Source organism: Vibrio aestuarianus, assembly GCF_028858425.1.
Classification (GTDB): domain Bacteria; phylum Pseudomonadota; class Gammaproteobacteria; order Enterobacterales; family Vibrionaceae; genus Vibrio; species Vibrio aestuarianus.
Genome location: NZ_JAKNYQ010000001.1, coordinates 1,226,668 through 1,241,733 on the forward strand (window position 1 = coordinate 1,226,668; position 15,066 = coordinate 1,241,733).

The window sequence follows — 15,066 nt, forward strand, 5'->3', positions numbered from 1 at the left end:
GGGTAACGTATGAGCTACGAATTAGACGAAGACATTCTTCAAGACTTTTTGGTTGAAGCGGGTGAAATTCTGGAATTGCTGTCAGAGCAATTGGTTGAACTTGAAAACAACCCTGAAGACAAAGATTTATTAAATGCAATTTTCCGCGGCTTTCATACCGTGAAAGGGGGCGCAGGGTTTCTTGCTTTAACGGAGTTGGTTGAAACTTGCCACGGTGCTGAAAACGTATTTGATATCTTGCGTAATGGCCAAAGAAGTGTGACATCTAGCTTAATGGATACGATGTTGCGTGCTTTGGATACCGTTAATGCACAGTTCAGTGCTGTTCAAGAAGGGGAACCCCTTGAAGCCGCAGATCCTGTTTTACTCGATGAACTGCACAAACTTTGCCGACCTGAATCTGAAGATGAAGTCGAACAAGTCGTAGCTGATGCTGTTGTTGAAGACGAGCCCGTCATTGAAGAGTCACTGCCGGAAGCCACTACTTCAGCCAATATTGTCGATTCAAATTCTATCGATGAAATTACTCAAGACGAATTTGAGAAATTACTGGATGAATTACATGGTAAGGGCACTGCACCTAACGCAGTTAGCTCTGCTCCAGTCGCAACACCAGAAGTAAAAACACCAAGTGTAAGCACGGCAAGCGGTGACATCACCGATGATGAGTTTGAAAAATTGCTTGATGAGCTGCACGGTGCAGGAAAAGGGCCATCGGTAGATGAGCCTAAAACCGTTTCTGAAACCCCAGTAACTCCTACAACACCAGCTGCCAAGCCAACGCAAGGCGCTAGTGATGATTTGATGAGCGATGCAGAGTTTGAAAAACTACTCGATGAGCTACATGGTTCTGGTAAAGGGCCTTCTGTGGAAGAGCTGGAAATGGCGACCAAGCCTGCCGCTGCGAATGTGCAGCCTACAGAGCCTGTAAAACCAAAAGCACAAGTTGCAAAACCAGCCGTAGAGCCAGCACCTAAAGTTACCGCAGAACCTGCGAAAGCTGCAACTGCTGTCGTTACAGATAAAAAAGAAGTCGCACCGGCCGCTGCTAAAAAAGCGCAACAAGCGGAAGCGACTGTCCGAGTTGATACCTCGACACTTGATATCATCATGAACATGGTTGGTGAGTTAGTATTAGTTCGTAACCGTTTGCTTAGCCTTGGCCTGAACAGTAATGATGAAGAAATGGCCAAAGCCGTCTCTAATCTTGATGTTGTGACTGCTGATTTACAAGGTGCGGTAATGAAGACCCGCATGCAGCCAATCAAAAAAGTGTTTGGTCGTTTTCCTCGAGTTGTTCGAGACTTAGCACGTAGTTTAAACAAAGACATCGTGTTGGAAATGCGAGGAGAAGAAACGGATCTCGATAAAAATTTAGTTGAAGCGCTTGCCGATCCATTGATCCACTTAGTGCGTAACTCGGTTGACCACGGCGTTGAAATGCCAGACGATCGTGTAAAAGCTGGTAAATCTCGTACTGGTAAGGTTATTTTGTCTGCTTCTCAAGAGGGTGACCATATCGAACTCGCTATCGTTGATGATGGTGGTGGTATGAACCCAGACGTTCTACGTGGTATCGCGGTGAAACGCGGTATGATGGATGAGGATGCCGCATCTCGCTTATCAAACAAAGAGTGTTTCAACCTTATCTTCATGCCTGGTTTCTCAAGCAAAGAAAAAATTTCAGATATTTCTGGGCGTGGTGTGGGTATGGATGTTGTTAAAACAGCAATCAATACATTAAACGGCTCCATTGATATCGATTCTGAAATGGGCAAAGGTACAAAGATCACCATTAAAGTTCCTCTGACGTTAGCGATTCTGCCGACTCTAATGGTGGGTGTTGCTGGGCATCCGTTTGCACTTCCTTTGGCGAGCGTTAATGAAATCTTCCATTTAGATCTTAGCCGTACCAATATTGTTGATGGTCAATTAACTATCATTGTACGTGAAAAATCGATACCACTTTTCTATCTGCAAAACTGGTTAGCTCCTCAAGCCGGTAAAGTCGAATTACGTAAAGGTCATGGCCATGTTGTTATTGTACAAATTGGCAGCCAACGAGTCGGCTTTGTTGTTGATGCACTAATTGGTCAAGAAGAAGTGGTCATTAAGCCCTTAGATAAGTTGCTTCAAGGTACGCCAGGTATGGCGGGAGCCACGATCACTAGCGATGGTCATATTGCACTGATATTAGATGTGCCAGATTTGCTTAAGCAATATGCGGCGGCTTCGCGGATATAATTTGAGCACTCAAGAATAAGGATACCCATGGCGATTAGAGTATTAGTCGTTGATGATTCAAGCTTTTTTAGACGTCGAGTGAGTGAGATTATTAACTCAGAAACTCGTCTTGAAGTCATTGATGTCGCTACCAACGGTAAAGAAGCTGTTGAAAAGGCGAGAAGCTTAAAGCCAGATGTCATCACAATGGATATTGAGATGCCGATCATGGATGGCATCACTGCTGTTCGGGAAATAATGGCACAGAACCCAATTCCAATTTTGATGTTTTCTTCACTCACTCATGATGGGGCGAAAGCCACTCTGGATGCGTTAGATGCGGGTGCATTAGATTTCTTACCGAAAAAATTTGAAGACATCGCACGCAATAGAGATGAAGCAGTTGCTCTGTTACAGCAGCGTGTTATCCAAATTGCATCTAAAAAAGGGTTGTTAAGAAGACCGCTGGTTTCACGTCCAGCAGTGTCAGCAGCGACATCTTTATCGAGTAGATCTCCATCACCAACAACGTCTCATACGCCAAAACCAACGAGTGCACTGGCTCGTTTTAAAGCGTCAGGTAAAAAATATCAATTGACAGCGATTGGTACGTCTACCGGTGGTCCTGTTGCATTACAAAAAATTCTCACTAAGTTACCCGCTAATTACCCACACCCAATTGTGCTTATTCAGCACATGCCAGCTACGTTTACCGCTGCTTTTGCAAGTCGGTTGAACTCTCTGTGTAAAATTGAAGTGAAAGAAGCGCAAGATGGCGACGCATTAAAACCTGGAGTTGCTTATTTGGCTCCTGGTGGTAAGCAAATGATGATCGAAGGACGCCCGGGTACTGCAAAGCTGCGTATTCTTGATGGTGGCGAACGGATGAATTATAAGCCTTGTGTTGATGTAACCTTCGGTTCTGCCGCGAAGATCTACGCTGATAAAGTGTTATCGATGGTATTAACGGGTATGGGGGCTGATGGCCGTGAAGGTGCTCGTATGTTGAAAAGTGCTGGTGCGACAATCTGGGCTCAGGATGAAGAAAGTTGTGTGGTGTATGGTATGCCACAAGCGGTTGCTAAAGCAGGGATTTCGACTGAAGACTTACCGTTAGAGCGTATTGCTGAACGTATGTTGGTTGAAGTTGGTCTTGCATAAAGGAAGTTCAATGATTGTATGGAGCGTTGCAAATCAAAAGGGCGGTGTGGGTAAAACAACCACAACGATTACGCTTGCCGGTTTGCTGAGTCAGCAAGGAAAAAGAGTGTTGCTGGTTGATACCGATCCTCATGCCTCGCTTACCACATACTTAGGGTATGACTCTGACGATGTACCTGCCAGTTTATTCGATCTATTTCAACAACGTGAACTTACCGAGAAGAGTGTTACCCCTCTGATACTGAAGACTGATATTGAAGGCATTGATATTATTCCTGCGCATATGTCTTTAGCGACACTTGATCGCGTGATGGGTAATCGTAGTGGTATGGGCTTGATTTTAAAGCGCGCGCTTCTCGCGTTACGCGATAATTATGATTATGTGCTAATAGACTGCCCACCAATTTTAGGCGTGATGATGGTCAATGCGCTAGCCGCGAGTGATCGTATTCTTATTCCCGTTCAAACTGAGTTTCTGGCGATGAAGGGGCTTGAGCGGATGATTCGCACTTTGGCCATCATGCAAAAATCACGCAGCCGTTTATTCAAAGTGACGATAGTGCCAACCATGTACGACAAGCGGACTCGAGCTTCTCTGCAAACCTTGAATCAGTTGAAAAAAGATTATCCAGAACAGGTATGGAGCTCTGCGGTACCGATTGACACTAAATTCCGTGACGCAAGTTTGAAACGCTTACCCGCTTCTCATTTTGCAGAAGGAAGTCGTGGTGTGTTTGCTTATAAACAGTTGCTAATATATTTAGAGAGGCTAGCTATAGATGAGTAGTGGGCCATTATTATCGAGCGAGCAAGCACTTGATGACTACTTTACCGCTTTGCTAGATGAAGAAGCTGTAGAGCTTGATGTACAAGATTTACAGCAAGAAGAGCCAGTAAGCATCGAAATTGAACCTGAATTATCGACATCGATTCAATCTGTGCCTGAAAAAAGTCATTTTCACTCTGAAGTTGCAGAATTTGAATTACCAAATTTAGATGATGTACAGCGCTTACTGAGCCAGCTTGAATCAAGTAACCCTGTAGCAGAGTTAGATCTTGAAGAAATTATGGAGCAAAACACCGCACAAATTTCTTTGAAAACTGAGCCTGTTATTGTCGAGCCAGTGGTAGAACCCATAGAAGAAATTCAAGAATGGGATACTGTGGATACCGAGAGTGCGAAACCTGATATTAATCTTGAGTCGGATGTTGAGACAGAGATTAATATTGAACTCGAAGCTTCAGCTATTGATGCTGTTCAGCCAAATAATACCACTGAGCATGAGCTATCGTTAGAGACACAAACAGGGGCCGATGGTGTGGCTGCGTGGCAAAGTACGCAGAGAACACAAGACTTTCAAGTACTTTATTTTGAAGTCAATGGTGTCACATTTGCTGTTCCACTTGATGAGCTTGGTGGCATTCACCGCATGGGCTCGCTGAATCATCTTATCGGACGACCGGCTTGGTATTTAGGATTACAAACCAATAAAGATAACCAACTAGATGTTGTCGACACTGCAAAATGGGTGATGGCAGAAAAACTGTATGACGATTCTTATAAAGAGGGTTATCAATATATTGTGATGCTTGGTGAAAGTATGTGGGGATTAGCAAGTACTCAACTTATGGGTACTGAGTTACTGAGCACGGAAAAGGTTCGCTGGCGAGAATTAGCGGGGAAACGCCCGTGGCTTGCTGGAATGGTAAAAGAAAAAATGTGCGCTTTGATCCATGTTGAAGCATTGATAGCTATGCTTAATGCAGGACTTGATGTAAAAGCACTAGAGAAATAATACATTTATGTCGGAATCGACTTAGAGAGGAAAAGGTATGTCTCAGACTAACGAAGTGGAAGTAAGAAAAGATAAGTCTAATGACGAAGTGCTTCAGTGGGTGACGTTCCAACTAGAAGAGGAAACATATGGAATTAATGTAATGCAAGTACGTGAAGTACTTCGCTATACAGAAATTGCTCCTGTTCCTGGAGCTCCAGATTATGTTCTCGGTATCATTAACCTACGAGGTAACGTTGTTACCGTTATCGATACTCGCTCTCGCTTTGGCTTAATGCAAGGTGAGATCACCGATAATACACGTATCATCGTGATTGAGTCTGAGCGTCAAGTGATTGGTATTTTGGTTGATAGTGTTGCTGAAGTTGTTTATCTACGTTCTTCTGAAATCGATACTACGCCAAGCGTTGGTACTGACGAAAGTGCGAAGTTTATTCAAGGTGTGAGTAACCGCGATGGCAAACTGCTGATTCTCGTTGATCTGAATAAACTGCTAACAGAAGACGAGTGGGATGAGATGGCTCATCTATAATGAATGAAGCGATGCTGTTCAGTGCACCTATTTTAGCGGGTGGTGCGGTATTAGTTATTTTGCTGCTGTTGCTTGTGGTTATGCGAGTAAAGTACAGTCTTACTCGGCAAATAGAGCATCAGAGGCAGCATGCCCGTTCTTTAGAGAAAGAATTACAAAAAGGTAACAAACAGCTGTTAGAGGTTCGTTCTGTTGTGCTTGGTCTTGGTCAGAGAGTGACAGAGCAACAAGATGTTATCCAGCACTTAAATGAGCGCATTATTGAGTTAGAGCACGTTGATACCGATGGGCGTTTATACAGCCGAGCCACAAAAATGGTGCAGCTTGGTGCTGATATTAATGAGCTAATTGAGCAGTGTGAATTACCAAAAGCTGAAGCTGAACTGATGATGTCGCTACAAAAGAAATTGGCAGGGCAAGAAAGTGTTCCACCACTCAGCCGTTCTCCTGAAGGTAGGCGACCTGTTCGCAATGAAAAACGTACTGTACGTAAATAGTCGGTAGTAAAAACTAAAGAAGGAAGCTATTGGCTTCCTTTTTTAGTTTTTACTACACAAGATTTTCGATAAATCAAAATGTAGCCATAAAGTAGTAAATGAGACAAAAAATAATTAAAAATTAACAGTTTCTTACTTAGATTCGTGATTCGTAATGGTCTTATTGTATTTTGTCTTTTGCGCTGTGTGGTAATATAGCGACTCAAATTTTTTGACATAGATGCACATGCTTGAAGTAAATGACCTAACTGCCATTCGAGATGACAGAGTTCTATTTGAAACACTGAGCTTTGTTATTGATGCAGGAGAACTGGTACAAATTGAAGGTCGCAACGGTACGGGGAAAACGACATTGTTGCGTATTATTGCTGGTTTAGGTGATAGGGATGAAGGCTCTATTTTATGGAATGGCGAGCATATTGAATCGGCTCGTGACGAGTACCATCAAGATCTACTTTTCCTTGGTCACCAAACGGGCGTTAAACGCGATCTCACCGCGTTTGAAAATCTTCATTTTTACCAATCAATACATTCTTCAAAAGCAGAAAAAAATGATATTTACCAGGCGTTAGCCCAAGTGGGTTTAGCCGGTCGCGAAGATGTTGTGGTTGCCCAACTCTCTGCGGGCCAACAACGCCGTGTTGCACTAGCTCGTTTATGGTTAAGTGAACAAAAGTTATGGATTTTAGATGAACCATTAACAGCGATTGATAAGCAAGGCGTTAAGGTGCTAGAAACATTATTCCTAACGCATGCGCAGCAAGGCGGAATAGTGATTTTAACGACTCACCAAGATATGTTTTCAGACTATCCGCAATTACGCAAAATTAAGTTGGGAGATTAACCGTGATCTCAGCCATAGGTATGGTCGTTCGTCGAGAGTTACTGATAGCGTTTCGTCGCCAAGCGGATATCTTTAATCCACTGTGGTTCTTCATTATCGTGATTACATTATTTCCGTTGAGTATTGGACCTGAACCCAGCTTATTGGCACGCATTGCTGCTGGTATCGTATGGGTGGCAGCGTTGTTATCTGCACTGTTATCGCTAGAACGGCTGTTTCGAGATGATTTTCAGGACGGCTCGCTAGAGCAAATGATGTTACTGCCAGTTCCTCTGCCTATTGTTGTCATAGCAAAAGTGGTGGCTCATTGGCTATTGACAGGTCTGCCATTAATTTTGATCAGTCCATTGCTTGCGGTGCTACTTTCACTGGACTTTAATACTTGGCTTGCTGTTGTCATGACCTTGGTCATAGGCACACCCACGTTAAGTTTTATTGGGGCTATTGGTGTGGCTTTAACGGTCGGTCTGCAAAAAGGTGGTGTTTTACTAAGCTTACTGGTTCTACCGCTGTATATCCCAATTTTGATCTTTGCTACATCGGCGATTGATGCCGCTTCGTTAGGAATGACGTATAACGGTCAACTTGCGATTTTAGGAGCAATGCTGATGGGGGCAATAACACTTACTCCTTTTGCCATCAGCGCTGCATTAAGAGTCAGCGTCAACTAATTTTATCTGAGTTAACCATATCTGGGCCAATTTTAGCTCAGTGTACAAACAATAAACTGAGCAGACACATGTTCAGGAGCAATGAAGTGAGAGTGAGATAACAATGTGGAAATGGCTACATCCCTACGCTAAGCCTGAATCTGCTTACCAACTTTGCGGTAAGTTACTACCTTGGTTTGCGATAAGTGCGTTGATATGTTTAGTGGTCGGTAATGTTTTAGGCTTAGCTTATGCCCCTGCTGATTATCAACAAGGTGACAGTTTTAGGATTATTTATATCCATGTACCTGCTGCTATTTGGTCTATGGGTATCTATATGTCGATGGCAATTGCGGCGTTTATCGGCCTTGTTTGGCAATTGAAACTGTCTAATATGGCGGCGGCTGCCATGGCTCCGATTGGTGCAGTGTTTACCTTTATCGCTCTGATTACTGGTGCGGTGTGGGGAAAACCAATGTGGGGGACGTGGTGGGTATGGGATGCACGTCTGACTTCAGAGCTTATCCTTCTATTTCTCTACCTAGGTGTTATCGCGCTCTATCACGCGTTTGATGATCAAAAAACTGCTGCGAAAGCCGCCGGTTTATTGGCGATTGTTGGTGTTATTAACTTACCAATCATCCACTTTTCTGTGGAATGGTGGAATACGTTGCATCAAGGTGCAACCATTACCAAATTTGAAAAACCGTCAATATCCAATGACATGTTGTGGCCATTGTTACTCAATATCTTTGGTTTCGCTTTCTTTTTTGCCGCCGTTACTATGATTCGTTTGCGTAACGAAATCATTAGCAAAGAAAGTCATCGCCCGTGGGTTATCGAACTCGCAACCAGCAAAATTAAGAAAGGTATTTAATATGCATTTTGATTCATTTGGTGATTTCTTAGCGATGGGTGGTTACGCCGGTTACGTTTGGAGTGCTTTTGGTATCACTTTTTTATCGATGCTAATTCTATTAGCCGTTAGCATGAAACGTGGAAAAACCTTATTACAAGACGTTCAAGCAAAAGTGGATCGTCAAGCAAGAATTGATGCCGCTAAGCATATGGAGAATACACTATGACCCCAAGACGTAAAAAAAGGCTAACGATTATTTTGGCACTATTCATCGGGGTTGGCGCCACTATTGGCTTAATGCTGTACGCACTAAATCAAAATATGGATCTTTTCTATACGCCAACAGAGCTAGTTCAAGGTAAACCGGACGGCACGAAACCTGAAGTCGGTCAACGTTTACGCATTGGTGGCATGGTTGTCGTGGGGTCAGTGACTCGTGACCCTGAATCATTAAGAGTGAGTTTTCAGTTGCACGATGTTGGACCGAATGTAACGGTCGAATATGAAGGCATTTTGCCTGATTTATTCCGTGAAGGTCAGGGGATTGTTGCTCAAGGTGTGCTTAAAGATCCAACCACAGTCGAAGCTTTTGAAGTGCTAGCAAAGCATGACGAAAATTACATGCCACCAGAAATAGCAGAAGCGATGAAAAAGACACATCAGCCGCTAGACTATACGGCGGAACAGAAACAAGGAAGCGCTCAATGATTGTTGAAATTGGACATTTTGCCCTTATTGTCTCTCTAGGGCTTGCAATTTTATTGAGTATCTTGCCTTTGGTTGGTGCGTCTCGCAGCAATACCATGCTGATGAATACTGCGCGTCCACTAGCGTGGGGAATGTTCCTATTACTGCTGCTTTCGTTCGCTGTCTTATTGTGGGCATTTTATGTCAATGATTTCACCGTGCAATATGTGGCCAGTAATTCAAATAGCCAGTTACCGTGGTATTACCGATTAACTGCAGTATGGGGAGCCCATGAAGGTTCGTTGTTACTTTGGGTATTGATCCAAGCAATTTGGACGGTAGCCGTGGCTTCTTTCAGCCGTGGTATGCCACAAGAATCGGTTGCACGGGTACTTGCTGTCATGGGCTTGATCAGTGTTGGCTTCTTACTGTTCATTATTGTTACCTCGAACCCGTTTTTACGCACGCTACCTTACTTTCCTGTTGATGGGCGCGATCTCAACCCATTATTACAAGACCCTGGGTTGATTATCCATCCACCGATGCTTTATATGGGTTATGTTGGGTTCTCGGTTGCATTCTCATTTGCTATTGCTTCATTAATGACTGGACGCCTTGATACAGCGTGGGCTCGTTGGTCTCGCCCATGGACAACCGCTGCATGGTTATTTCTAACACTTGGCATCGCTCTTGGTTCATGGTGGGCTTACTATGAACTTGGCTGGGGCGGCTGGTGGTTCTGGGATCCTGTAGAAAACGCATCGTTTATGCCATGGTTAGCAGGTACGGCTTTAATGCACTCTTTAGCGGTGACAGAAAAACGTGGCACGTTTAAAGCATGGACCGTTTTACTGGCTATTTCCGCATTTTCACTCAGTTTGCTCGGCACTTTTTTAGTACGTTCCGGCATCTTAGTGTCGGTACACGCTTTTGCCTCCGATCCTTCTCGTGGGCTATTTATTCTTGGGTTCTTAGTCTTTGTTATCGGCGGCTCACTGTTGTTATTTGCATTGAAAGGCGCATCAGTGCGGGTTCGCGGCAACTTCGAATTGGTCTCGCGCGAAAATGCATTACTTTCTAACAACATCCTCTTGATAGCTGCACTGGTTGTGGTGCTTGTGGGAACATTGCTGCCATTGGTGCATAAACAGATTGGTCTTGGTTCGGTTTCTATCGGCGCGCCTTTCTTTAATATGTTGTTTGCGTGGTTAATGGTGCCATTTGCCTTCTTACTGGGGATTGGCCCTCTTATCCGTTGGAAGCGAGATAATTTCTCGAAGCTATTAAAGCCAATGTTGCTGTGTGGAACCGCTGCACTCGTTATTTCGGCTGCTATGGTTTATCTATTGTCCGAGCACTTTAGCCTAATGGCGTTTATGGGGTGGGTGATGGCGCTGTGGATTATTTTGCTACATGGTGTAGAGCTGTATGAGCGAGCGACACATCGCCATACTTTCTGGGACGGTGTGAAGAAGTTGCAACGCAGTCACTGGGCAATGATGCTAGGACATATTGGCTTGGCTGTTACCGTCATTGGTATTGCGATGGTACAAAACTACAGTATTGAACGTGATGTGCGTCTTGCTCCGGGGGAGTCATTTAAAATTCAGCAATACGATTTTTATTTTGAGGGTTTAAGAGATAAAGATGGCCCGAACTATGACGGTTATATTGCAGACTTTGAAATCACTCAAGATGGCAAATATGTCAATACATTGCACGCTGAAAAGCGTTTCTACAGAACTGCTAAATCGATGATGACAGAAGCAGCCATCGATCGTGGTGTTACTCGCGACCTTTACATAGCAATGGGTGAAAGATTAGAAGATGGCCATTCTTGGGCAATTCGAATCTACTATAAGCCGTTTGTTCGTTGGATTTGGGCTGGAGCATTGTTGATGTCTTTTGGTGGCGCGATTGCGATCAGTGATAAACGTTACCGCTTTAGAAAAAATACCCAGCAGGAGGCCTAAATGAACAAAAAGATTTTATTTATTCCACTGCTTGCTTTTCTTGGTTTGGTTGCGGTGTTCACCACCCAATTAGTGAAAAATACCGAAGGGGATGATCCAACCAAATTGGAGTCAGTCCTGATTGGTAAGCAGGTACCAGAATTTCGTTTGGAAGATCTGGCCGAACCAGGCAAACTTTATGATCAGTCAGTTTTTAAAGGTGAGCCACTGCTACTTAACGTCTGGGCGACTTGGTGTCCAACTTGTTATGCCGAGCATCAATACCTTAATAAGTTAGCCAGTGATGGTGTGAAAATCATCGGTCTGAACTATAAGGATCAACGTGACAAAGCGGTGAAATGGTTAAATGAGCTGGGTAATCCTTACTTGATTAGCTTATTTGATGGTAATGGTATGTTAGGGCTCGATCTTGGCGTATATGGTGCACCGGAAACGTTCTTAATTGACTCTGATGGTGTGATTCGTTACCGCCATGTGGGTGATGTTAACCCAACCAACTGGAAAGATACCTTGCAGCCGATGTATCAAAAACTGCTTGAGGAGGCAAAATGATGAAGCGCTTTGTTCTATCAATCCTTGCCAGTTTAGCCTTGGTCTTATCCGTTCAAGCTGCGATTGAGGTGTATGAATTTGATAATACGCAGCAAGAGCAGCAGTTTAAAGACTTAAGCAACACGTTACGTTGCCCTAAATGCCAAAATAATACGATTGGCGACTCGAATGCCGCGCTTGCTCAGGACTTGCGCCATAAAGTGTACGAAATGACAAAACAAGGCAAATCAGAGCAGGAAATCGTTGATTATATGATCGCACGCTACGGCAACTTTGTGACATATAACCCACCATTCACGGTAGCAACCTCTATTTTGTGGTTGGGGCCATTGGCCGTGGTGGTGTTTGGTTTTGGGTTTATCGTCTTAAGAACCCGTCGCAGTAAAGCTTCTGTCACAGAGCAAGCTGAAAATTGGGATGCCCAAAAGGAAGCGAGACTAAAGCAGTTACTAGAAAATGAAGCTCTTGATGAGAAGAATGGAGACAAGCAATAATGGCGTTTTTTTGGTTATCGACCCTCATTCTTACCTTCATCGGTTGTGTGTTTATCATATTGCCTATTATCAAACAAAAATCTAATGATGATGTGGCATTGCGCGATGAACTGAACAAAGCTCTTTTTAAAGATCGCCTATCTGAGCTGCAAGTAGAAACTGAAGAAGGGCTTGTGGATAATGAACAAGAACTGATTTCAGATCTAAAACAGTCCTTGCTTGATGATATTCCGGCTGAGTCTAAAGTGAATGGTTCTTCTTATATCTCACCAGCGTTGGTACTCATTCCATCAATTTTACTGGTGGTGGTGCTAAGTTACGCTGTTTATATAAAATTAGGTGCTGCTGATCAGGTCGAGCAGTGGCAGCAAGTAAATGCTAACTTACCTGCATTATCGAAAAAGCTAATGTCACCCAATGGGGAAGCGTTAACTGATGATGAAATGGAAGATCTAACGTTGGCTCTGCGCACACGTCTCCATTATCAACCAGATGATGCAACCGGTTGGTTGCTGCTTGGGCGTATTGCATTGGCAAATAGAGATATCGAAACCGCGATTGGTTCAATGAAAAAAGCGTATCGTTTAGAGCCTAAAGACGCCGACGTGAAGCTAGGTTATGCGCAAGCATTGATGTTGTCTCAAGATGAAATTGATCAAAATCAGGCTCGCTCAATACTCACAGGGCTAGTTCAGCAAGACTACGTTGATTTGCGAGTCTTTTCATTACTTGCATTTGATGCCTTTGAGCGTCAGGATTACCCTGCAGCGATCAAATACTGGAGCTTAATGCAGAAGATGATCGGTCCCCAAGATAGTCGTTATGAAATGTTGGCGCGCAGTATTGAAAGTGCTCAAGGCAAAATGCAGCAACCTGATACTGATGGTGTTTCCGTGCCAGTCACTATTGCATTGGACAGTTCAGTAACCTTGCCGCAAAATGCTGTCTTAATTGTTTCAGTACATAGTGCTGATGGCGCACCTATGCCAGTTGCCGCTGCACGTTATCCTCTTTCGCAATTTCCACTTAAAGTGACGTTGGATAATCGTAACAGCATGGTGCAAGGACGTCAGTTATCCGATTTAGCACAATTTATCGTTCGAGTTCGTGTTGATAGCGACGGTAATGTCAGCACAAAAACTGGCGATTGGTTTGGCGAGAGTACGGTTGTTGAGATGGGGCAGCCCGTCGAAGTTGTAATTAATAAGCAATATTAACTACAACCGAATATACTTAGAACAGGATAGGCCGATGCAGTCATCGGCCTTTTTACATGGAAATTGAATATGATAAGCCGAATAGGCCGAGCCACATATCTTACTCTACTATTTTTCCTTCTTGTAGGATGTGCTAGTGCACCAGATTCAAATTCACCGCAATTAAGTGAATCCAGCCTTGAAGATCCATTCGAAAGTTTTAATCGTTCAATGTGGACTATTAACTACGATTACCTCGATCCTTATATAGTTCGTCCGATCTCCATTGCTTATGTCGGTTACATTCCGGTGCCAATAAGGAATGTCATTGCCAACGTGTTATCTAACCTTGATGAGCCATCAAGCGTTATCAATAATTTACTAATGGGTAATGGTGAAAAAGCCGTTGACCACTTAAATCGTTTTTGGCTGAACAGTACACTTGGCCTACTTGGTATGATAGATATCGCTTCTGAAGCAGGCATCACCAAACATAATGAGAAAGCATTCAGTGACGCAGTAGGGCACTATGGAGTAGGGAATGGCCCCTATGTAATGATACCTGCTTATGGTCCCTATACTATCCGTGAAGTAACGGATGTCGTAGACGGTATGTATGTCCCGTTATCCTATCTGAATATATGGGCAAGCTTAGGCAAATGGGCATTTGAGGGAATGGAAAAACGGGCGTTGCTCGTATCACAAGAATCGACACTTGAGAATTCACCAGATCCATACTCGTTGACACGTGATGTCTATCTACAAAGACAAGATTTCAAAGCCGAGATTGACAACCAAACCTTTGATGAATCAGAAGAAGATTTCCTTGATGATTATTTAGAAGAAGGTTTTTGATTATCCGTATATTCGATGTCGGTATGTCATACAACTATGCCGACATCACTCTACCGCTGAAATACTCATTAGCAACAATATATTCTGTATTACGAATTAATTCGTCTTGCATTTCAGCCCAATGAATTTGCTCACCAAGATCGCTATTTGATGTGGCTACCACGCCTCCAACTCTTATGTTGAACGGGGTTAGCTCTTTGGCCCAACTTTGGGTAAAGCCAGACACCATTGAATTCGCATTTTCAATCCCCGACAAGTCATACTCTTCATTTTGTGAAACCACATTAACAATTACCCCATGCTTATTGCTTTGGCGCATTCGCTCAGCACTGACTTGACCAAAGATAAACAGCGTTGATGCCATCATGGCCAGTTTTTGGATGAACAGCTCGGCATGCTGTTCCCCTATCAGAGATGGTAAAGGGGCATTTGGCCAGTTATTGACCAGAACATCTGGTGCACTTTGGTACGTATCATTAATATAATCAAGAAGTTGATTGATGCTATCTAAGGAGTAGTCCGGCGTATGATAGTAATGCACATCATTCGATATCGCATGGCAACGAGTGAATGTTTCCATTAGCCCATTTTCATCTTGGTCACATAAAATAATTTTTGCACCTAAATGGGCAAAATGAACAGCCAGAGTACTGCCTAGTATTGAGCTTGCTGAAGTGATTAATACAATTGCACTTTTTATATCCATTGGGTGCCTCACCCTATTATTTGTGTTGTCGTTCTCGATGG

At 43.5% G+C, this 15,066-nt stretch carries 17 protein-coding genes; 16 read left to right on the forward strand and 1 reads right to left on the reverse strand.

Translation table 11 applies throughout. The annotated features are described in order from the left end of the window. Positions 1-9 precede the first annotated feature (9 nt). The 16 genes from MCT08_RS05895 to MCT08_RS05970 all read left to right on the forward strand — a co-directional run bounded on the left by MCT08_RS05895 (position 10) and on the right by MCT08_RS05970 (position 14,319). A complete protein-coding gene (locus tag MCT08_RS05895) occupies positions 10-2,244 on the forward strand; it encodes a chemotaxis protein CheA (RefSeq protein WP_274678041.1) in 2,235 nt (744 codons plus the stop codon). Positions 2,245-2,271: 27 nt separating this feature from the next. Further along, positions 2,272-3,384 carry a protein-glutamate methylesterase/protein-glutamine glutaminase gene (locus MCT08_RS05900; protein ID WP_053311797.1) on the forward strand — a complete coding sequence of 371 codons (1,113 nt, stop codon included), beginning with the start codon at positions 2,272-2,274 and terminating at the stop codon, positions 3,382-3,384. 10 nt (positions 3,385-3,394) lie between these two features. Further along, the gene (locus tag MCT08_RS05905; RefSeq protein ID WP_053311796.1) at positions 3,395-4,171 is read left to right on the forward strand and encodes a ParA family protein; all 777 of its coding nucleotides are present in this window, start codon (positions 3,395-3,397) and stop codon (positions 4,169-4,171) included. Beyond that, positions 4,164-5,180: a chemotaxis protein CheW gene (locus MCT08_RS05910; protein WP_053311795.1), complete on the forward strand. Its 1,017-nt coding sequence runs from the start codon at positions 4,164-4,166 to the stop codon at positions 5,178-5,180. Before MCT08_RS05905 ends, MCT08_RS05910 begins: the two co-directional genes overlap by 8 nt. A gap of 37 nt (positions 5,181-5,217) precedes the next feature. Then, entirely contained in the window at positions 5,218-5,712 is a 495-nt protein-coding gene (locus MCT08_RS05915) for a chemotaxis protein CheW (protein WP_053311794.1), read from the forward strand. Next, complete coding sequence (locus MCT08_RS05920; RefSeq protein ID WP_053311793.1) at positions 5,712-6,209, forward strand: DUF2802 domain-containing protein; 498 nt, start codon at positions 5,712-5,714, stop codon at positions 6,207-6,209. Before MCT08_RS05915 ends, MCT08_RS05920 begins: the two co-directional genes overlap by 1 nt. 226 nt (positions 6,210-6,435) lie before the next feature. After that, positions 6,436-7,053, forward strand: a complete 618-nt coding sequence (gene ccmA, locus MCT08_RS05925) for a cytochrome c biogenesis heme-transporting ATPase CcmA (protein WP_053311792.1) — start codon at positions 6,436-6,438, stop codon at positions 7,051-7,053. Between the two features lie 2 nt (positions 7,054-7,055). Next, complete coding sequence (ccmB, locus tag MCT08_RS05930; protein ID WP_053311791.1) at positions 7,056-7,724, forward strand: heme exporter protein CcmB; 669 nt, start codon at positions 7,056-7,058, stop codon at positions 7,722-7,724. Between the two features lie 103 nt (positions 7,725-7,827). Next, positions 7,828-8,580, forward strand: coding sequence for a heme ABC transporter permease (locus MCT08_RS05935; protein WP_168521513.1), 753 nt, complete (start codon positions 7,828-7,830; stop codon positions 8,578-8,580). Between the two features lies 1 nt (position 8,581). Continuing rightward, positions 8,582-8,788 carry a heme exporter protein CcmD gene (gene ccmD, locus MCT08_RS05940; RefSeq protein ID WP_168521516.1) on the forward strand — a complete coding sequence of 69 codons (207 nt, stop codon included), beginning with the start codon at positions 8,582-8,584 and terminating at the stop codon, positions 8,786-8,788. Further along, complete coding sequence (gene ccmE / locus MCT08_RS05945) at positions 8,785-9,270, forward strand: cytochrome c maturation protein CcmE (protein WP_053311788.1); 486 nt, start codon at positions 8,785-8,787, stop codon at positions 9,268-9,270. The genes ccmD and ccmE overlap by 4 nt, the downstream gene beginning before the upstream one ends. Next, positions 9,267-11,222: a heme lyase CcmF/NrfE family subunit gene (locus MCT08_RS05950; RefSeq protein WP_053311787.1), complete on the forward strand. Its 1,956-nt coding sequence runs from the start codon at positions 9,267-9,269 to the stop codon at positions 11,220-11,222. Before ccmE ends, MCT08_RS05950 begins: the two co-directional genes overlap by 4 nt. Continuing rightward, positions 11,223-11,774, forward strand: coding sequence for a DsbE family thiol:disulfide interchange protein (locus MCT08_RS05955; protein WP_053311786.1), 552 nt, complete (start codon positions 11,223-11,225; stop codon positions 11,772-11,774). It abuts the gene before it with no gap. Next, positions 11,774-12,268: a cytochrome c-type biogenesis protein gene (locus tag MCT08_RS05960; protein ID WP_053311927.1), complete on the forward strand. Its 495-nt coding sequence runs from the start codon at positions 11,774-11,776 to the stop codon at positions 12,266-12,268. The genes MCT08_RS05955 and MCT08_RS05960 overlap by 1 nt, the downstream gene beginning before the upstream one ends. After that, positions 12,268-13,485: a c-type cytochrome biogenesis protein CcmI gene (ccmI, locus tag MCT08_RS05965; RefSeq protein ID WP_274678042.1), complete on the forward strand. Its 1,218-nt coding sequence runs from the start codon at positions 12,268-12,270 to the stop codon at positions 13,483-13,485. The genes MCT08_RS05960 and ccmI overlap by 1 nt, the downstream gene beginning before the upstream one ends. Before the next feature lie 69 nt (positions 13,486-13,554). Continuing rightward, positions 13,555-14,319 (forward strand): MlaA family lipoprotein, encoded by a 765-nt coding sequence (locus tag MCT08_RS05970; protein WP_274674539.1) that lies wholly within the window; start codon positions 13,555-13,557, stop codon positions 14,317-14,319. A gap of 34 nt (positions 14,320-14,353) precedes the next feature. Here the strand turns inward: MCT08_RS05970 and MCT08_RS05975 are convergent, their stop codons facing one another. Continuing rightward, on the reverse strand, positions 14,354-15,025 hold the full coding sequence (locus MCT08_RS05975) for an SDR family oxidoreductase (protein WP_053311783.1): 672 nt from the start codon (positions 15,023-15,025) through the stop codon (positions 14,354-14,356). Positions 15,026-15,066 lie beyond the last annotated feature (41 nt).